17 protein-coding genes are annotated in these 18,893 nt (G+C 37.0%); 8 read left to right on the top strand and 9 right to left on the bottom strand.

Annotated elements, in window-relative coordinates; genetic code table 11:
* Window positions 1–68: 68 nt before the first annotated feature.
* The 7 genes from der to BGC7_RS06065 form a co-directional block, all read right to left on the bottom strand.
* Window positions 69–1,382 carry a ribosome biogenesis GTPase Der gene (gene der / locus BGC7_RS06090; protein WP_050700674.1) on the bottom strand — a complete coding sequence of 438 codons (1,314 nt, stop codon included), beginning with the start codon at window positions 1,380–1,382 and terminating at the stop codon, window positions 69–71.
* Window positions 1,383–1,502: 120 nt separating this feature from the next.
* Window positions 1,503–2,072, bottom strand: coding sequence for a hypothetical protein (locus BGC7_RS06085; protein WP_050700673.1), 570 nt, complete (start codon window positions 2,070–2,072; stop codon window positions 1,503–1,505).
* Window positions 2,073–2,078: 6 nt separating this feature from the next.
* Window positions 2,079–2,666 (bottom strand): hypothetical protein, encoded by a 588-nt coding sequence (locus tag BGC7_RS06080; RefSeq protein WP_157258669.1) that lies wholly within the window; start codon window positions 2,664–2,666, stop codon window positions 2,079–2,081.
* Between the two features lie 40 nt (window positions 2,667–2,706).
* Complete coding sequence (locus BGC7_RS06075) at window positions 2,707–4,749, bottom strand: alpha-L-fucosidase (RefSeq protein ID WP_082206500.1); 2,043 nt, start codon at window positions 4,747–4,749, stop codon at window positions 2,707–2,709.
* Between the two features lie 102 nt (window positions 4,750–4,851).
* Window positions 4,852–5,835 (bottom strand): beta-ketoacyl-ACP synthase III, encoded by a 984-nt coding sequence (locus tag BGC7_RS06070; protein ID WP_050700671.1) that lies wholly within the window; start codon window positions 5,833–5,835, stop codon window positions 4,852–4,854.
* Between the two features lie 74 nt (window positions 5,836–5,909).
* The gene (rpmF, locus tag BGC7_RS17600) at window positions 5,910–6,095 is read right to left on the bottom strand and encodes a 50S ribosomal protein L32 (RefSeq protein WP_082206497.1); all 186 of its coding nucleotides are present in this window, start codon (window positions 6,093–6,095) and stop codon (window positions 5,910–5,912) included.
* A gap of 61 nt (window positions 6,096–6,156) precedes the next feature.
* Window positions 6,157–6,729 carry a YceD family protein gene (locus tag BGC7_RS06065; protein ID WP_050700670.1) on the bottom strand — a complete coding sequence of 191 codons (573 nt, stop codon included), beginning with the start codon at window positions 6,727–6,729 and terminating at the stop codon, window positions 6,157–6,159.
* Between the two features lie 186 nt (window positions 6,730–6,915).
* Here BGC7_RS06065 and BGC7_RS06060 point away from each other — a divergent pair, with 186 nt between their 5' ends.
* Both BGC7_RS06060 and BGC7_RS06055 read left to right on the top strand, forming a co-directional pair.
* Entirely contained in the window at window positions 6,916–7,485 is a 570-nt protein-coding gene (locus tag BGC7_RS06060) for an AraC family transcriptional regulator (protein WP_050700669.1), read from the top strand.
* Window positions 7,486–7,572: 87 nt separating this feature from the next.
* On the top strand, window positions 7,573–9,879 hold the full coding sequence (locus tag BGC7_RS06055) for a heavy metal translocating P-type ATPase (protein WP_050700668.1): 2,307 nt from the start codon (window positions 7,573–7,575) through the stop codon (window positions 9,877–9,879).
* Window positions 9,880–9,966: 87 nt separating this feature from the next.
* Here the strand turns inward: BGC7_RS06055 and BGC7_RS06050 are convergent, their stop codons facing one another.
* Both BGC7_RS06050 and BGC7_RS06045 read right to left on the bottom strand, forming a co-directional pair.
* Window positions 9,967–11,853, bottom strand: coding sequence for a DUF3857 domain-containing protein (locus BGC7_RS06050; RefSeq protein WP_050700667.1), 1,887 nt, complete (start codon window positions 11,851–11,853; stop codon window positions 9,967–9,969).
* Window positions 11,846–13,864: a DUF3857 domain-containing protein gene (locus BGC7_RS06045; RefSeq protein WP_050700666.1), complete on the bottom strand. Its 2,019-nt coding sequence runs from the start codon at window positions 13,862–13,864 to the stop codon at window positions 11,846–11,848. Before BGC7_RS06045 ends, BGC7_RS06050 begins: the two co-directional genes overlap by 8 nt.
* 400 nt (window positions 13,865–14,264) lie before the next feature.
* Here BGC7_RS06045 and BGC7_RS06040 point away from each other — a divergent pair, with 400 nt between their 5' ends.
* The 6 genes from BGC7_RS06040 to nuoF are packed head-to-tail and all read left to right on the top strand — an operon-like array spanning window position 14,265 to window position 18,887.
* The gene (locus tag BGC7_RS06040) at window positions 14,265–14,633 is read left to right on the top strand and encodes an NADH-quinone oxidoreductase subunit A (protein ID WP_050701060.1); all 369 of its coding nucleotides are present in this window, start codon (window positions 14,265–14,267) and stop codon (window positions 14,631–14,633) included.
* Window positions 14,634–14,647: 14 nt separating this feature from the next.
* Window positions 14,648–15,199 (top strand): NADH-quinone oxidoreductase subunit B, encoded by a 552-nt coding sequence (locus BGC7_RS06035; RefSeq protein ID WP_050701059.1) that lies wholly within the window; start codon window positions 14,648–14,650, stop codon window positions 15,197–15,199.
* A gap of 3 nt (window positions 15,200–15,202) precedes the next feature.
* The gene (locus BGC7_RS06030) at window positions 15,203–15,736 is read left to right on the top strand and encodes an NADH-quinone oxidoreductase subunit C (protein ID WP_050700665.1); all 534 of its coding nucleotides are present in this window, start codon (window positions 15,203–15,205) and stop codon (window positions 15,734–15,736) included.
* Window positions 15,737–15,750: 14 nt separating this feature from the next.
* Window positions 15,751–16,986 (top strand): NADH dehydrogenase (quinone) subunit D, encoded by a 1,236-nt coding sequence (nuoD, locus tag BGC7_RS06025; protein WP_050700664.1) that lies wholly within the window; start codon window positions 15,751–15,753, stop codon window positions 16,984–16,986.
* A gap of 8 nt (window positions 16,987–16,994) precedes the next feature.
* Entirely contained in the window at window positions 16,995–17,522 is a 528-nt protein-coding gene (gene nuoE / locus BGC7_RS06020) for an NADH-quinone oxidoreductase subunit NuoE family protein (protein ID WP_050700663.1), read from the top strand.
* 9 nt (window positions 17,523–17,531) lie between these two features.
* A complete protein-coding gene (gene nuoF / locus BGC7_RS06015) occupies window positions 17,532–18,887 on the top strand; it encodes an NADH-quinone oxidoreductase subunit NuoF (RefSeq protein ID WP_050700662.1) in 1,356 nt (451 codons plus the stop codon).
* The last annotated feature ends 6 nt before the right edge of the window (window positions 18,888–18,893 follow it).

The following is an 18,893-nucleotide window of genomic DNA, read 5'->3' as shown; positions in this document are numbered from 1 at the left end:
TATATCAATTAAATAAAAAAGCAAAGACCCCCATAATGGAGGTCTTTGTATAAAATATTTAGCATATATTATTTTTCTCTGATAAATATATTGATAGGCGTACCCGACAAATCCCAATTATCTCTTATTCTGTTTTCGAGAAAGCGTTTGTAAGGCTCTTTTATCCATTGTGGAAGATTACAGAAGAATACAAACGAAGGCACTTGTGTTTTTGGCAGCTGAGTTATGTATTTTATCTTAATATATTTCCCCTTATTTGCAGGAGGTGGTGTATGCTCTATTATAGGCAGTAGCACTTCATTTAGCTTATGAGTAGGTATTTTTGTCTTACGACGACCATATACATCTTTAGCTATTTCCAACACTTTCAATATACGCTGTTTGGTAAGAGCAGAAGCAAATACTATAGGAAAGTCGGTAAATGGAGCTAAACGTTCGCGGATAGCTTTTTCAAATGTCTTGATTACAATTTGCTCTTTATTCTCTACTAAGTCCCATTTATTGACACAAACAACAAGCCCTTTATTATTTTTCTGAATTAATGAAAAAATATTCATATCCTGACTCTCTATACCTTGCGTAGCGTCAATCATCAATATACAAACATCAGAATTTTCAATGGCTTTGATAGAGCGTATGACAGAATAATACTCTAAGTCTTCCGTTACTTTTCCTTTTTTGCGTATACCTGCTGTATCTACCAGATAGAAATCCATATTAAATCTATCGAAACGAGTATATATCGAATCCCGTGTAGTTCCGGCAATGTTGGTTACAATATTGCGTTCCTCATCCATCAGTGCATTCACAAAAGACGACTTACCGGCATTAGGTCGCCCAACAATAGCAATACGAGGTATTTCTTCAAGGGGTTCGTCTACCTCATTTTTTGTAAATTTGGAAATAATCATATCCAACAAATCCCCTGTTCCCGAACCATTGATAGCCGAAACGTTGATAGGATCTCCTAAGCCCAAAGCATAAAACTCTGCAGACTGAGCATGCAGATTAAAATTATCAGCCTTATTAGATACTAACAATATTGGCTTCTTTGAACGACGCAGCATATTTGCTACATTAGAATCCAAATCAGTAAGCCCATTCATCACATCCACAAGGAAGAGAATTACATCAGCTTCTTCAATGGCTATTTTAACTTGTTTATTGATCTCACTTTCGAATACATCTTCTGAGTTTACAACCCATCCACCTGTATCTACCAGAGAAAACTCCTGTTTTCCCCATTCTACTTTACCGTACTGTCTGTCACGTGTTGTTCCGGATGTCTCATCCACAATAGCTTGCCGGCTTTCGGTCAAACGATTAAAGAGAGTTGATTTGCCTACATTAGGCCGACCGACTATAGCTACTAAATTTCCCATACAATTATCTATGTTCTCTAAATTTAGGTGCAAAGTTAGTGTTTTTTCTCGGAATTTTCTTTAATAAAAAAGTCCGTATTAAAAACGGACTATATTATTAACTTATATTTATTCTGAAACTTAGCGAAATACAGAATTGCGCGTACACCAAATAAGCGTATCACCCTCAACCATATTCTTCAATTCTCCAAAAGGAGACTGACCGGCAGCAACCTCTCCGTTCATATCTTTCTGCGGAGGTACTTGCTTTATCTGAAATTTCTCCGAACCATTTTGTTTATGTGCTATATAGTGCTGACGTATTGTAATCATACGCTGATCTCCATCTCCAAAATATTGCCACTGAGATGCTTTTGAGATATACAATGATCCTCCTTCGAATTTGCACGGGCTTTTTTCGGGTAATGCTAAGCTGGCCTGAGGATCTATTATTATATTATCTTCGAGAAAAGTAATAGTAGTATTTACATAATACTCATAGGTAGACTCTGGGATAATTTTTCGAATGCGACTCGTTATACTGCTTTCATCTAACTCAACACCTCCCTGTTCAGAGTCGGTACTTTTCACATAGACTTTGAAAGGTTCGATTGTAGAGGCACTATAACGTATGATATCTCCTTCGTCATCGCCACAGGATGAGAGCAAAACTAATACGAAGAAGAAAATGAATATTTTATGTTTCAACATAATTCTTTAGTTATATACATATACCATATTGCACCAAGCAATAGTATCTGACGGATTGGTAAGATTATCTTTACTATCGTATCCCGCAAGTTGCAACACTTTATCTAAACTCATTTCATTAGCCGTAGAAAAGATTGTATCACGGTTAGTGTCTTTGATTGGATAGCGAACCATCGAGCGCTTATAGTAAAGATAATTTTCGGAGCTACCTAAAGCAACAAACACTTTTTTCTTACCGGAATTGATTATAAAAAGAGAGTCTTTGTCGAACACATAGGAAGACAAGATCTTATTAGACGACGAACCTACAGGATAAGTATAAGTTAATTTATCTCCAAAAAATTCAACAATTCGTCCTTGATACAAAATTGGCTTGTATACAGTATCGAAATATAGAGCCAATAGATCTCTATCTTTCAGATTATTATAGTGGATAGTATCTGCACCTTTAGAAGAGCCCTGACATACTAAAAAATCTGAAACATCAATATAGCTGACAGTTCGTTCACGTGGCTTTATATCATCATCACTGCTGCTGCAACCGACAAGCATAGAGAACACAGATACAACAAGCAGATATATAAAGTATTTCATATTTATTTTTTTAGACATGTAAAGATAGATAATTTTTATTTCACTTGGTGATTACGCCCAACTCAGCAACAATATATTTATCTACTTCTTTTGTCAATTCAAGTGGCTGCATTTTTAAATACCGACATTTAGTAACATCATTAAATAATGTCATCTGCACTATAGGGTTATTCTTTATATTCTTGAAGTCGGCACCATCCTTAACCTTCGTCCAATTCTTACTATCAAGACTTGTATAGAAATTATATTTGACTATATTAGCTGCTTCCACATTATTAACGGGAATATAGGAAAAACCTTTCAATAATAGAACCTCTCCTAAATCGACAACTAAAGGTTCACTCTTATCCATCTCTGCAAAAGTATGTTCACTTCCATCTATACAAAATGCAGCATCTTTTCCAGAAGAGATTACCGACCATAAGATTGGAGATACGTCATATTCTTTTGTAGAAACTCCACTTTTTCGTCCATTACTAATAGCAATGGCTTTTACAATACCTTTCTTCGGCATAGAGAAATCCTCTTCGAATTTCATCGACTCTTCGGAAGGAACATCTCCGTTTGTTGTATAGTATATATCAACTTGCAGATCATCTGTATTTATAGTCACCATTCCTGATTTGTCTCTTTCTATCACTGGAGAGGATAATAAAACTTTGTCCAGATAAAGCCCTATCTTACTTATTACAGGACAAGCTAACCCTTTAAACTCTATTTTCAGTCTACTTGTCTCTACGGTAGGAAAGCGAAGAATACGTTTATAGCCAATAGTTGTTCCATCTAACAGATCAGACCAGTCACCATTCTTATCGTTCCAATAACTCACCTTAAAAGAAGAGATACGCTGTCCCAGTGGTATGTATTCTTGTAGCATCAACCGATTAAACATTTTGTTACTGCTTAGATTTATCTCTACGGAAGGTGTTAAATCATTATCCTGTGTTGCCCAATAAGTCTCGTAGTTTTCATCGAGCATATTCGATGCACGATATTGACTTCCTCTCTCATTACTTGCGTTTATCTCAGCTCCGGATATAAGGTTATCGGCAAAAATATCATTAATTGCTTTATGAAAATCCATTAAACGAACCGAATCGTTATAGTGAATACGTCCGCTCCTGTCCGGTGGTACATTTAACAGTAAATTTGAATTACGTCCGACTGAAGTATAATATATATCAATAAGCTGTTCCAATGTTTTTACTTTCTCGTCTGTAGAAGGACTATAAAACCATCCCGGCCGAATAGAAACATCTGTTTCGGCAGGAACCCAAGCCTCTCCTCCTTCATTTCCCATATTCAACACTTCGGTAGTAGGAGCATCATGTCCAGGACCAAAACCAGTAATATTGAGTGTAGACCAATTTGTTTTACCTGCCACACCACGTTCATTACCCATCCATCGACAACCCGGGCCCACATCACTAAAGATTACAGCATTAGGCTGATTCTTATACACTACACTATGAAATAATGGCCAATCATAAACCTGTTTCTTTCCGCCATGCCCTTCTCCGTTTGCTCCATCAAACCATTGCTCAAACACATCGCCATATCCGGAAAGCACCTCATTCAAAGTATTAGCAAAAATCTGGTTATAATCAGACGTTCCATATGCAGGATGATTCTGATCCCATGGTGACAGATATACACCAAACTTTAAGCCATATTCTTTACATGCCTCTGACAGTTCTTTCAATAAATCTCCTTTTCCATCCTTCCAAGGACTTTCACGCACAGTATGTGTACTAAATTTACTTGGCCAAAGGCAAAAACCATCATGATGTTTTGCTGTTATGATAATACCTGTCATACCCGCTTGCTTTGCTGTAGCCGCCCATTGTCTGCAATCAACATTTGTTGGATTAAAAACTTTAGGATCTTCCTTCCCATCACCCCATTCCACATCTGTAAAAGTATTAGGACCAAAATGGACAAACATATAATACTCCATTTGTTGCCAATCGATCTGAGGTTTGGAAGGTAAAACCCCATAAGGTTTTGGAGGTTGAACACTTTCACAAGAAAACAAAATAGGGATCAGTAAAAAAAAGCAAAACTTATTAATAACGGCTTTCATTTGTAGTATGTATTAAATTCTTCCCGAAAATAAGAGTTTTTGAGGAATAAAAAAAGACAACCTTAGATAGGTTGTCCTTTTTTAATTCTTATTATGATATAATCAATAAGCCCATTTTAAATATAGTGCTCCCCATGTAAATCCTCCTCCAAATGCTGTAAGAATTAGGTTATCTCCTTTTTTCAATTTAGATTCCCACTCATACAAACACACAGGAATTGTTCCGGCACTCGTATTTCCGTATTTTTGGATATTTATCATTACCTTTTCGGCAGGAAGTCCCATACGATTACCGACAGCCTCTATAATACGAATATTTGCCTGATGAGGCACAAGCCAATTAACAGTATCTTTTGTCAGATGATTACGTTCCATAATCTCTACAGAAACATCTGCCATTTTAGACACAGCATGTTTAAATACAACTTGTCCTTCCTGATATACATAGTGCATACCTTTATCGACTGTTTCGTGTGAAGCCGGATGGACAGATCCACCACCATGCATATGCAAATGAGGAATACCTACACCATCTATATGAAGAATAGAATCCATCACACCTACCTCTTCTGTAGTAGGCTCAAGCAAAACGGCACCCGCAGCATCACCAAACAGAGGACAAGTAGTACGATCCTTATAGTTTGTAATAGAAGTCATTTTGTCTCCTGCTACTATAATCACTTTTTTATATTTGCCCGATTTTATAAAATTAGAGCCAATTTCCAAAGCATAAATAAAACCTGAACAAGCAGCTTGAATATCAAATCCTAAAGCATTTTTAATTCCACATGCTTCAGCCGTCATTGCAGCAGTAGAAGGGAATATATAATCGGGAGTAGTAGTAGCAAATATTATCACCTCTACTTCTTCCGGTTTAGTATTTGTTTTTTTCAAGACCATTTTAACGGCTTCCGCACCCATCGTAGATGTACCCTTATTCTCACCTTTTAATACATGGCGTTCTTTGATACCAACACGCGACATTATCCATTCGTCTGTTGTGTCAACTATTGTTGCCATTTCGGCATTAGTCAAAACATCTTCAGGAATATATGCACCAATACCGGTTATTGCAGCTCGAATCATTATTCTCTTTGATTTTTGTGTCTATTAATAAAAAAAATGCCCTATTGGATAGGGCTTAAAGATTCGGTATCGAATTAAACCGCCGCACCTTTTTCTATTGCCAATTTACCTCTGTAATATCCACATTCAGGACAAACAGTGTGAAATACATGCCAAGCTCCACAATTAGAGCATACTGCAAGCGTAGGAGTCAGAGCTTTATCATGAGTTCTTCTCTTTGCGGTTCTAGATTTTGACTGTTTTCGTTTCGGATGTGCCATTTTTTCTGCTTTATTTAGTTATTTTTATTTATCTAATTTAGAAAAACTATTTTCTATTATATTAATCTTCATCTACAGAGACATCTTTAAGAGCATCCCATCTTGGATCTGAAAAAGAAGAATCATCCTCTAATTCAACATCATCTGTTTCTTCCTCTGTATCATCATCAGCACTTCTTGCTCTGTGCTTATTTAGCTTAGAAGACATTGCCTTGTTACAAGTCCCAGCCGGATGTACTTTCTTCGTAGGCAGGCTCAAAACAATAAATTCGTAAAGAAACCATGCTATATTTATTTCTCCATCTTCTTCCGGAATAATAACTATTTCATCGCTTTCTTCTGAGTATTCTTTTCCAAATTTCACAATGAGCTTACTTTTAGTTTCTACAGGCATAGAAATATCATCAAGACATCTATCACATGGAACTGAAACAGCACCGTTAAGTTCAAAATTAAGCTCGAAGGTCATAGATGTTTTCTTTAAAGACACCAAAACCTGCACGCTACCTTTTTTTACATCAGCTGTACCATCATCAATAAGTGCAAAATACTTATTGTCCAAATCATATTTGAACTCATGCTTCCCTTCAGATAAACTTCTTAAAGGTATATTGTATAAACTAAACTTTCCCACGTCTATATATAAATATCAATATATAAGAAAAAGAACGGCTGCAAAGATATAAAGTTTTTTTGAGAATATAAATAATTAACGACATTTCTTGAAAACTATAGGAGCCTTGTAAAACAGAAAAGTCTATCGAGAATAAATATACGATATAATTTTTTACCTTTATATGCAATTATACATTAAATAGAAATGGAGACAGAGAAGCTATATATAAAGAATATGGTTTGCGACCGCTGCAAAATGGTAGTCAAATCGGAGCTCGAAAAACTGGGTATCACAGTATTGAATGTAGACTTAGGAGAAGTTATTTTAAGCAGCCCCCTAAGCGATCTTCAAAAAACACAGATACAAAAAGCTTTAGCCCCAATAGGTTTCGAAGTTATTGATGACAAGAAGAGCCGACTGATAGAACAAATAAAGACTCTGATTATCGAGTTGGTACACTATAACAACAATGATCTAAAAATAAATCTTTCAGATTACCTCAGCGAAAAACTGCATCACGACTACAACTATATAAGTAATCTGTTTTCGGAAATTGAGGGATCCACTATCGAAAAGTATTTTATAGCACAAAAAATAGAGAAAGTAAAAGAACTTCTGGTTTATGACGAACTAACGTTAAACGAGATTGCTTTTCGGCTTAATTATTCGAGTACAGCACATTTAAGCAGTCAGTTTAAGAAAATAACAGGACTCACTCCCAGTTACTTTAAAACTATAAAAACGAATAAACGAAATCCTCTCGACAAGGTGTAAATCTTATAAAACTATCAATAAATAATGTAACACGAATAATCATTTTCTATGCCATCTTTGTTATACTAAAATCCAAAACAATAAGATATGGCAACTTTAAATAATAAATCTCTCCTAAACAACAATAACTCGAATAACAAATCAACCTCTGTTAAACCCAATACTAATCTTGTATTTGCAGAATCTAAAGCAGTGAAAGCGGAGTTTCCGGTCACAGGTATGTCATGCGCATCATGTGTTGCTCATGTACAGTCTACATTAGCCAAGCAGCCCGGAGTAACTAAAGCTTCTGTTAATTTGGCTAATGCAACCGCATACGTAGAATACATACCAAACATATCTTCTCCCAAAAAGATGAAAGAGGCCGTACAAAACTCCGGATATGATCTCATAATAGAAGAAACCGATGAACAAGAACTGGAAGATATTAGAAACAAACATCTATCTGATCTAAAAAAGAACTGCATAGCATCTATTGCTTTCAGCATTCCATTAGTAATAATAGCAATGCTGTTCCACACAATGCCTTACGCCAATTATATCATGTGGGCACTATCAACACCAATCGTATTTGTTTTTGGAAGACAGTTTTTTGTTTCGGCGTGGAAGCAAATAAAACATCGGTCGACCAACATGGACACTCTTGTTGCTCTAAGTACAGGTACGGCATATCTATTCAGTGTGTTCAACACAATATATCCGTCATTTTGGATCAATAAGGAACTAGAACCACACGTATATTTTGAGGTTGCAGGCGTTGTCATAGCATTTGTTCTTCTCGGAAAATATTTGGAAGATAAAGCAAAACAAAATACTACTTCGGCAATAAAACAACTTATAGGATTGCAACCCAACACAGCTATTGTTGTCAAGAATGGCAAATTTGAAGAAACACCTATAAAAAGCATACAAATAGGTGACGAAATAGTAGTGAAGCCAGGCGAAAAAATAGCTGTGGACGGAAAGATAGTCAAAGGCAACTCTTTCGTAGACGAAAGCATGATAAACGGTGAGCCTCTAGCTGTAGAGAAAACCGAAGGCAATAAGGTATTCGCGGGAACAATCAACCAAACAGGCAGCTTTCATTTCGTTGCCGAAAAAGTAGGAAAAGATACGCTATTGGGACAGATCATAAAAATGGTACAAGAGGCTCAGGGAAGCCAAGCCCCTATACAGAAAACAGTTGACAAGATATCCAGCATATTTATTCCTGTTATCGGAATCATTGCTCTCATTACATTCTTTTCTTGGTTTTTCTTATCAGGAGATAACGGATTCACACAAGGCTTACTATCTATGGTTACAGTACTTGTTATAGCATGTCCTTGTGCTCTTGGGCTTGCCACTCCCACTGCAATCATGGTAGGCATAGGCAAGGGTGCAACAAATGGCATACTGATAAAAGGAGCAGAAGCTTTAGAGAAAGCTCAGAAAGTAACGGCTATAGTTTTGGACAAAACCGGAACTATAACAGAGGGCAGACCTCACGTTACAAGTATGAAATGGATCGCTGAGCCAACTAAAGATCTGAAAGATATATTATATACTATAGAAGCATATTCGGAACATCCCTTAGCTGATGCAATTAAGAACTACCTTGAAAAACAAGCGACTCTTCTTACCCAAATAAGAGTAACATCCCTGACCGGAAAAGGAATAGTAGGAGATACAGGAACAGAGAAGTATTATATAGGGAATAAAAAACTCCTTGAGGAGCAAGGAATATCTCTATCGGAAACTGAGCTTAATTATATAGAAAATGAAATAAACAACTCTAACAGCGTTGTACTTTTTGCAAGTCAGACATCACTCTTATCTGTAATAGCTATCACCGACACAGTAAAAGAAACATCGGCCGACGCTATACGAAAATTACAATCGTGGGGACTGAAAGTATATATGCTCACAGGAGACAGTAAACGCTCGGCAAACCTGATAGCAAAACAAGTAGGCATACCCGAAAGCTATGTAAAAGCAGGAGTACTACCTGCTGAAAAAGCAACATTCATAAAAGAACTGCAAATAAACAAAGAGGTCGTGGCTATGGTAGGAGATGGCATAAACGACAGTGGTGCTCTTGCCACAGCAGATGTTAGTATAGCAATGGGTAAAGGCAGTGACATAGCGATGGACGTAGCTCAGATTACAATAATATCATCAGACCTCAACAAGCTTTGTCAAGCCATAAAACTCTCGAAAGCCACCGTAAGAACCATAAAACAAAATCTGTTTTGGGCATTTATATATAATATAATAGGTGTACCTATTGCAGCAGGTATATTATATCCTATTAACGGGTTTTTACTAAACCCAATGATTGCGGGAGCAGCTATGGCTCTAAGTTCGGTAAGCGTTGTCACCAACAGCTTATTACTAAAGCTAAAAAAAATATAAAGAAATAATTACTGAATAAAAAAGGTAACAAGAATAACATATATAAGATGTGTTATTCTTGTTACCTTTGTGTATCTGTATATAAAATTAAATCTTTTTCAAGACAAGCCGTTGCTTTGAAGCATTTATCATTTTTGTAAAGAAGTCTTTTATCGCCTCATATTCTGACTTATCATACCTGCCTGTAAATATATCCTTTCGTTGAATATAAATGACCTTATTCCCTTCTGACATAACTTCTGTTTCGAAAGTACCAAAAGGTGTTGTCAATGATACATTTTTAGGCATAGATTCTAAGGTATACAACTCTGGTATATTAAATACTATCGTATCTGATTCTGAATAACCATGAGGAATGTCGATATCAAAGACACGCGTAGCAGACGAAAAAGGATTGCTTACGCTCTTATCCAACGGACATATAGGTATAAACATTCGTGTACCTGTTTTATTAGCAAACTCTCCTGCCACAAAATCGGAAGTCAAAGTACACGAAGGACTCTCTGTTTTTTGCTCTACCACATTTATATTGCTATACTGAATTTTAGGGAATTTCACATTACCGTTTATATACTTCAAAACATAATCTCTATCTTTTGAGGTCATATACCATACATTAGAATTGTAGGCATGAAGATATTCAGAGAAAGAAAGATTTCCCTTTGCCGAGCCGTCCTCACCTACATTAATTACAAGATTAGTTATCGTTTTATTATCCTTATCAGCATACTCTGGCAAACGACACAACGTACCACCTTCGTCTGAAACAACTAAAGCATCGTGACCCGCTATCCTGTTATGAATATATCCAAAAGGCAATCTCTGAGAAGTACACTCCAGCCATATACTATCGTTCTTAAGCGGAACTAATAATATAGCATGATCTGTTTGGGTTACATTTGTAAAGTCTTTATATAAGTCTCTCTCTCTCGTACTTATTTCACAATAATTAGAAGAAATACCCACCGCACTCAACATCGCCTTCATTGCATTCGACAATCCTTTACAGTCACCAAAGTTGGTCTTTAACACAGATGAAGCCTCTATTGGCTGAAAGCCGCCTATACCTAATTGAATGCTCACATAGCGAGAATTATCCTGAAGATATTTATATATTATTTCAACCTTCTCTCTATCGGTCTTGACATCCTTTACCATATCTTGCAATTTAGATACAATCAAAGGAGGTAGTACATCACGTGTTTTTAGTAATTTGGAAACCCACAGTCCATAGTTTTTCCAGTCCGACATATCACCACATTGAGAGTCGAAGCAGAAATTAGCAGGAGCGATAAGCACACGAGGAGATAAGACATATCCAGGAGGAGAATATGGCTCGCTTATCATAGGCTTCATATTATTTGCAGAAAATATATAAACCTGTTTACCTGACTCTTGCTTCTCCTCTATTTTAAAATCAGCATTAGATGTATATCTCAATTTCATACTAGTAGGAAGTTCTATTCTGTAATTAGCCTCAACCACAGCTTCTCCGTATCTAGCAATCGGAGCAAAAGGCGGATAAGAAATAATTCCATTTTTCCACTTCTGTTCATAAGTGTATTCCACTGTATAAGGATAGGTAGGAACTTTACATTCGTATCCAATAGAATAACTATCAGTAGCCATTTGCTCAGACATAGATGACACAGTAAGGTCCTTTTTTCCTATTTTTTTAATCACTGCACCCGAAACATTCCTTATCACCCCCGAAAAGTCTTTCAATTCTCTAAAATTATCACCATACGTACGGAAGTCAGCATAACCTTTTCCCTGCTCATTAAGGACAGTTATCGTTTCCTTTACTTTGTATGTGGCATTATTCAGGTCGCTCTGAATAAATACCGCATCAAAATTTTGGATTATGGCTACCGCATCTTTACGAAGACTATCTTCTATGACTACAACATTTCCATGGGCATAACCCGCCAAAGTAAATAGAGCACAGATAAAAATAAAAATGTATTTATTCATTTACCACATTATTTACAGGTTGTTCTTCTACTACCTTTTTCTTAAAAACAATTTGCTCTGAGTTTTTCAATACCAATTTAGCAAAGAAGTCTTTAAGAAGATCATATTCATTAGGCAAAAACTGTATTTTCTTCAACTTGTACTGATACTGCAATCTAATAGCCTTATCTGTTGCTACTATTCGGTAAAGAAGTGAAATATCATCATCATTCATTACAAGCTTTTCTGACTTAGGCAGCTCATCAATAACATACCCATCGGGTATATCTAAGGTAACAACCTGAGCATAATTATATAAATATGGGAACTGAACCGGAAATTCTCGCTTCTCTTCTTTAAATGGATTTGTCTTATAAAAGTTGTCTATTAGTGGATTCACATACAAGAATTCATCTCCCAATGCCAAATCTGCACCTTGAACATATTCCATTTTCAGCTCTTGTCCTGTATTATCAAGATTGGATATATTAAAGTCATCAATTGTAGCAGAAAGATCTTTGCTCATTTGCTCCACAAAAGCATCCTTATCCTTAGCTCCAAAATAGACACCTCTCGCATTATAAGCGGCAATCCCCTTCAGCGTAACATGAGTCTTCGCTTTTCTTTGAGAATCAACAAAGGAACAATGGGCTATCTGCAATTCGGAACCTTCAGAAAAACCAGTGAGGTCAACCCAGTCTCTATAATCATTTTCCAAGATGCGAGCCTGAGGAACCAAGCATTTTGGAGGCAATAAGTTCCAATCTCCATATTTGGTGGCCGCATCAGTAAAGTAGAGAGTAGTATCTATACGAATACCTGTTATTACATAATTAAAAGCTGAAATACTTGGATAAGTAAAAGGTATACGCCCATTACTTCTCGTACTTAAAAGAACAGGGAACGCATCAAAACCACCTGCCTTAAGAGCGTTTATCAAAAGGAAGTTTACATCGGCACTATTTCCTATACTGTTCTTTAATACATCTTTCAGATTTGTAGGGTAAAATGAAGTTCTATCATTCCATTTCACTTTATACTTCACCATATCCTGAATTTCTTTAGCTCGTTCCAGATTCACATCGGTCTTAGAAATTTCTTCTTTGAACAAATCTGATTTCTTTAAGTTTCCTCCAAAGGAAGAACTATCAAACAACTCTTTATCTATATTAGCCCATGTAGTAGAAAAAGATTTAATTGTCTGATAAGGCATCTGAATCGTTTTAAGCTCAAATCCTACTCTTGAGATAAAGTCTCCTACCGTCCATAAATAAGACTCATCCTTCAACGCCGGAATATTATTTCCTGTGAATTTATAGCGTTCTGCCGTACATTTATGATTTACCGACTGAGTACGCCCACTCTCGTCAGTAAGCCTCATAAAAATAGTCTCATTCACCGGTTCAGTCTTAGTATCTATTCTGATATACCCCTGAAAATCTACATTATACCTAAAATATTCAGGAATAGTTACCTCATAAGAAGTATTAACTATAGGTATGCTAGACTGAAAATAAAACGATCTTAAGTCATAAAAGAAATCGGAAACGATAGTATACTTATATTCAATCACAGAACCAACCTTAGCTGCTGGCATTGTTATTTTTTTTACTTTCCATTTATTATCCGTATCCTCATCAAAGATATTGTCTTTCGAAAGCTTTGTTTTCACAATCTTTCCATCCTCTAGATTGTAGGTAGTACCGGATAGGCCTCGTATCTCTTCTTTATTTCTACTACTAGCTTCATAATAGCTAATATCATTATCACACCACGACAAGCCTTCAGTTTTCAATATTTTAATTTTGACTTGCATTGTAAACTCAAACCGGAAGCCCGATCTTTCGTCATAAACGAACCGAGTTTCCCCGGTTTTTAGAAGCATTACGGCAGCAGCTGTAGTATCAGCAGAATATTCTGTCATCTCTAGCTCTTCTTTTGTCGCATTACCATATTTCGACTGCGAATACAGATTAGAGAAAGAACAAAAGAAAATAAATAATAACAAAACACAACAGGCATTCTTTTTCATAGAGGTTGGATTTTAGATTTCCACAAATATATATAATTTAACATAAACTTCTTAAACAAAATCTAAATTTCACTGAAAATATTTCCATTTATTTAGTTAACAAACACATATCAATCAGTGTAAATAAAAAAATTAACACATAATATATTTCCCTTACAATTTATAGATAAAAAATACATATAAATTCCATAAATAGGAAAATAACACATCAAATAAAAAATAGTCGAAATACACTTTAATATCATATTGCTAAGTACACTGAACAAAACGCCGTATTTTTTGATCTACAGACACTTTTTATAACATTATCGATAAAATATATGAGTCATTTTGTTCCTTTTTGAGAATAAAAAAAAGTATCTTTGTTACAGTAAAAACAAAGTATGTTAAAATAGAAATTATGAGTTCAAATCTTTATGATTTTTTACCCATATTGATGCAGATAGTTTTTTCTGTGGCATTTGTATTTGTCACAATATTTGTATCTGGTATGATTGGTCCTAAGCATAGAAGTTCACGAAAAGAGGCAAATTTTGAATGTGGACTAGACCCTATCGGGAATGCCCGCTCTCCTTTTCCTGTAAAATATTTTCTAGTTGCAATATTATTTGTCCTTTTCGACATCGAAATCATATTCATGTATCCTTGGGCTGTAAACTTCAAAGAACTGAGTTGGGAAGGATTTGGTAAAATGGGCATATTCATCGGCGTAATTGTTGTTGGATTTCTCTACGAAGCTAAACGTAAAGCTCTGGATTGGGAAAAATAAGAAGTTCTGAAATTATGAGTAAATCACCAAATATAAACGTTGTCCCTGCTCCTGATGGTTACACAGGACATGGTTTTTTTGCCACTAAGTTCGACTATGTAATAGGACTGGCACGCGCAAATTCCTTGTGGCCATTACCTTTCGCCACATCATGCTGCGGCATTGAGTTTATGGCTACAATGGCATCCACATACGACATGGGACGCTTTGGAGCCGAGCGCAACAGCTTCTCTCCTCGTCAGGCTGACATGTTACTTGTTATGGGAACTATCTCGAAGAAAATGGCACCAATACTACGTCATGTATATGAACAAATGGCTGAGCCTAAATGGGTGATAGCAGTTGGGGCATGTGCTTCTTCGGGAGGTATATTCGACACCTATTCTGTACTACAAGGCATAGACAAAGTAATACCTGTCGATGTTTATGTACCCGGATGTCCACCTCGCCCCGAACAAATACTCGATGGTGTTATGCAACTACAAGAACTCGTAAAACATGAATCTATTCACCGCAGAGGTTCTGAAAAATATCAGGAACTACTCGAATCATATAAATTTGAATAAAGCATGGCTCTGGAAACAACTATCATAGAAAAAGAGTTGAGTGATAAATTCAGCGATCAAGTTCTGAATTTCAGGATGGAACGGGACATTTTCACATTCGAAGCCACGCCTAAAGCAATAAAAGAGGTAATAAGCTTTATGAAAGAGAATGAAACATTACGTTTCAATTTTCTGACAGATTTATGCGGTGTTCACTACCCTGACAATGAAAAAAACGTACAATTTACTGTAGTTTACTTACTACACAATTGGGTAGACAATATACGGGTAAGAGTAAAAACATTTCTCAACGGAGATAAGCCCGAGGTAGACAGTGTGGTGGGAGTATTTGCTGCTGCCAATTGGATGGAACGTGAAACTTATGATTTCTATGGTATTATATTCAAAGGACATCCAAATCTGAAAAAGATATTAAACGATGATGGAATGGTTTCGTTTCCGATGCGTAAAGACCATCCTTTAGAAGATGCCGGTAGAACTGATAAGGACGACCGCTTCTTCGGAAGAACACCAAATAACTATGAGTCGGACAAATAAAGCAAAGTAATGATATGGCAGATCAACTAACAAATTCAGAACATCGCTTTGCGAAAATAGTCAGAGAACAAACTTTCGAAGATGGACGAGAGTTGTCTGTCCTCAATTTTGGGCCTACACACCCTTCTACCCATGGCGTATTTCAGAATATATTGCTTATGGACGGAGAGCGCATCATCGACTGCGACACCACAATAGGCTATATACACCGTGCTTTTGAAAAAATAGCGGAACACAGGACTTTCTATCAAATAACCACTTTGACCGATCGTCTTAACTATTGCTCTGCACCAATCAATAATATGGCATGGTGGATGACTGTAGAAAAATCACTGGGAGTAGAAGTACCCAAACGTGCACAATACATGAGAGTGATAATAATGGAGATGGCACGCATCACCGACCACCTCATATGCAACTCTATACTAGGTGTCGATCTTGGAGCATATACTCCGTTTCTTTATGTAATGAAATACCGTGAACTAGCATACGAAATATACGAAGAAATATGTGGTGCACGTATGACTACAAATATGGGACGCATTGGTGGATTTGAAAGAGACTTCTCTGAAACCGCATGGCGTAAAATAGACGAATTCATCGAAGGTTTTCCTAAAGCATGGGATCAACTGGAAAGACTTTTTGCCAGAAACAGAATCTTCATGGACAGGCTTGTTGGCGTAGGAGCTATTTCTGCCGAAAAAGCAATGAATTATGGTTTTACAGGGCCAAATCTTCGTGCTACAGGAATAGACTATGATGTACGTGTCGCGCAGCCATATAGCTCTTATGAAGATTTCGACTTTATAGTTCCTGTCGGACAATCAGGCGACACATACGACCGCTGGTGTGTACGAGCTGCCGAAATAAAAGAAAGTTTGAAAATAATGAAACAGGCTCGTGATAATATGCCACAGGGTACTTACCACGCAGATGTTCCCGACTACTATCTTCCTCCTAAAGAAGAAGTATATACAGAAATGGAAGCACTTATCCAACATTTCAAAATAGTAATGGGAGAAGTTCCTGTCCCTATAGCAGAAGTTTATCATGCAGTAGAAGGCGCTAACGGAGAATTAGGCATGTATCTTATCACAGATGGCTCAAGATCTCCATTTCGTGTACACTTTCGCAGACCATGTTTCGTATACTATCAGGGATTTGGAGAAATGATAAAAGGCGGTATGTTTTCAGATGCCGTAGCCACACTATCTAGTATTAATGTTATTGCCGGAGAATTAGACGCATAATTTTTTTGATGGAAACAAATAGAGAGTATAAACAAATAATAAATATGTCGGAGAAATTGATGGCTCGTATAAACGAACTATTGAGTCATTATCCTGCCGATAAGAAAAAATCTGCAATGTTACCTGTTTTGCATGCTGTACAAGATGCACATGACAACTGGCTGAGCCTAGAATTAATGGATAAAGTTGCAGAGATACTAGAGGTCACCTCTATCGAAGTATATGAAGTTGTTACATTCTATACAATGTTCAATCAAAAGCCTGTGGCCAAATATATGCTCGAATTTTGTCGTACTGCCTGTTGTGGCTTACGCGGAGGAGAGGATCTGATGGATTATACCTGTCAGAAATTAGGCATAAAGCAGGGTGAAATTACTCAAGACGGTTTATTTAGTGTTGTCGGAGTAGAATGTCTGGGAGCTTGCGGATTTGGGCCTATGCTCCAGTTGGGAGATAACTATCACGAGAATCTCACAAAGGAAAAGATAGATACTCTGATAGAAGATTGTAAACAAGGTAAAATAAGCCTATATTAAGTTTTTGCGATGGGTAGAAAAATTTTATTAGAGAAAATAGATATTCCCGGAATACAGGAATATGAGGTTTATCGCAAAAATGGCGGTTACGCTTCTGTAGAGAAAGCACTAAAGACGATGATCCCTGACGAAGTTACCGAGCAGGTAAAACTATCGGGCATGAGAGGACGTGGAGGTGCAGGATTCCCTATGGGCATGAAATGGAGTTTTATTGACAAAAAATCAGGAAAACCCCGCCACCTGGTAGTCAACGCTGACGAATCGGAACCCGGCACATTCAAAGACCGCTTCTTGATGCATCACATACCTCATCTTCTTATCGAAGGGGCAATCGTATCCAGTTATGCTTTGGAAGCTAACCTGTCATATATCTACATTCGCGGAGAATATATGTGGATATTCAAAATACTTGAGAAAGCAATAAAAGAAGCCTATGCCAATGGGTGGCTAGGAAAAAACATACTTGGTACTGGATACGACCTCGATCTTTATGTCCATTGTGGAGCAGGAGCTTACATTTGCGGAGAAGAGACTGCTTTGATAGAATCTTTAGAAGGGAAACGAGGCAATCCTCGCATCAAACCGCCGTTCCCTGCCGTAAGCGGATTGTGGAATGAGCCAACGGTTGTAAACAACGTAGAATCTATCTCTACCGTATCGTGGATCATAAACAACGGTGGTGAAGAATATGCAAAAATAGGATTGGGAAAATCGACAGGAACAAAACTCATGTCAGCTTCGGGACACGTCAAAAACCCGGGGGTATACGAGATTGAACTGGGATTGTCGATGGATGAATTTTTCCATTCCGACGAATACTGTGGCGGCATGATAGACGATCGTCCGTTGAAAGCAATTATACCCGGAGGATGCTCTGTACCGATTCTGCCTACTCAATATATATTTAAGACGGCTAACGGTGAAGATCGTCTTATTTCATACGAATCGCTGGCAGATGGAGGGTTTATTACCGGATCATCACTTGGTTCCGGCGGATTTATTGTGTATAACGATAGTGCTTGTATTGTTCGCAACACATGGAATTTCTCACGTTTCTTTCATCACGAAAGTTGTGGGCAATGTTCCCCTTGTCGCGAAGGAACAGGATGGATGGACAAAATACTTAAGCGTATAGAAACAGGAGAAGGGCGTGAAGAAGATATAGATCTGCTTTGGAGTATTCAAAGTCAGATTGAAGGTAATACTATATGTCCGCTGGGAGATGCAGCTTCATGGCCTGTAGCCGCAGCAATAAGGCATTTCCGTGAAGAATTCGAGTACCATGTACGTTTTCCTGAAAAAATAAAAGATAGAAATCACTTTGTGAACGAACCGATGGAAACAGTTCGTCACCTATTGAAATAACAGATA

This window comes from Dysgonomonas sp. BGC7, from assembly GCF_001261735.1.
GTDB lineage: Bacteria > Bacteroidota > Bacteroidia > Bacteroidales > Dysgonomonadaceae > Dysgonomonas.
This window is presented reverse-complemented; position numbering and strand designations above follow the sequence as displayed.

What these genes read in the sequence shown, in the direction of transcription:
- nuoD (WP_050700664.1), top strand. Translation starts at nt 15,751, where the DNA reads ATGGCAGATCAACTAACAAATTCAGAACATCGCTTTGCGAAAATAGTC.
- nuoF (WP_050700662.1), top strand. Translation starts at nt 17,532, where the DNA reads ATGGGTAGAAAAATTTTATTAGAGAAAATAGATATTCCCGGAATACAG.
- BGC7_RS06050 (WP_050700667.1), bottom strand. Translation starts at nt 11,853, where the DNA reads ATGAATAAATACATTTTTATTTTTATCTGTGCTCTATTTACTTTGGCG.
- BGC7_RS06055 (WP_050700668.1), top strand. Translation starts at nt 7,573, where the DNA reads ATGGCAACTTTAAATAATAAATCTCTCCTAAACAACAATAACTCGAAT.
- BGC7_RS06030 (WP_050700665.1), top strand. Translation starts at nt 15,203, where the DNA reads ATGGCTCTGGAAACAACTATCATAGAAAAAGAGTTGAGTGATAAATTC.
- nuoE (WP_050700663.1), top strand. Translation starts at nt 16,995, where the DNA reads ATGGAAACAAATAGAGAGTATAAACAAATAATAAATATGTCGGAGAAA.
- BGC7_RS06085 (WP_050700673.1), bottom strand. Translation starts at nt 2,072, where the DNA reads ATGTTGAAACATAAAATATTCATTTTCTTCTTCGTATTAGTTTTGCTC.
- rpmF (WP_082206497.1), bottom strand. Translation starts at nt 6,095, where the DNA reads ATGGCACATCCGAAACGAAAACAGTCAAAATCTAGAACCGCAAAGAGA.
- BGC7_RS06070 (WP_050700671.1), bottom strand. Translation starts at nt 5,835, where the DNA reads ATGATTCGAGCTGCAATAACCGGTATTGGTGCATATATTCCTGAAGAT.
- BGC7_RS06040 (WP_050701060.1), top strand. Translation starts at nt 14,265, where the DNA reads ATGAGTTCAAATCTTTATGATTTTTTACCCATATTGATGCAGATAGTT.
- BGC7_RS06080 (WP_157258669.1), bottom strand. Translation starts at nt 2,666, where the DNA reads ATGAAATACTTTATATATCTGCTTGTTGTATCTGTGTTCTCTATGCTT.
- BGC7_RS06035 (WP_050701059.1), top strand. Translation starts at nt 14,648, where the DNA reads ATGAGTAAATCACCAAATATAAACGTTGTCCCTGCTCCTGATGGTTAC.
- BGC7_RS06075 (WP_082206500.1), bottom strand. Translation starts at nt 4,749, where the DNA reads ATGAAAGCCGTTATTAATAAGTTTTGCTTTTTTTTACTGATCCCTATT.
- BGC7_RS06045 (WP_050700666.1), bottom strand. Translation starts at nt 13,864, where the DNA reads ATGAAAAAGAATGCCTGTTGTGTTTTGTTATTATTTATTTTCTTTTGT.
- BGC7_RS06060 (WP_050700669.1), top strand. Translation starts at nt 6,916, where the DNA reads ATGGAGACAGAGAAGCTATATATAAAGAATATGGTTTGCGACCGCTGC.
- der (WP_050700674.1), bottom strand. Translation starts at nt 1,382, where the DNA reads ATGGGAAATTTAGTAGCTATAGTCGGTCGGCCTAATGTAGGCAAATCA.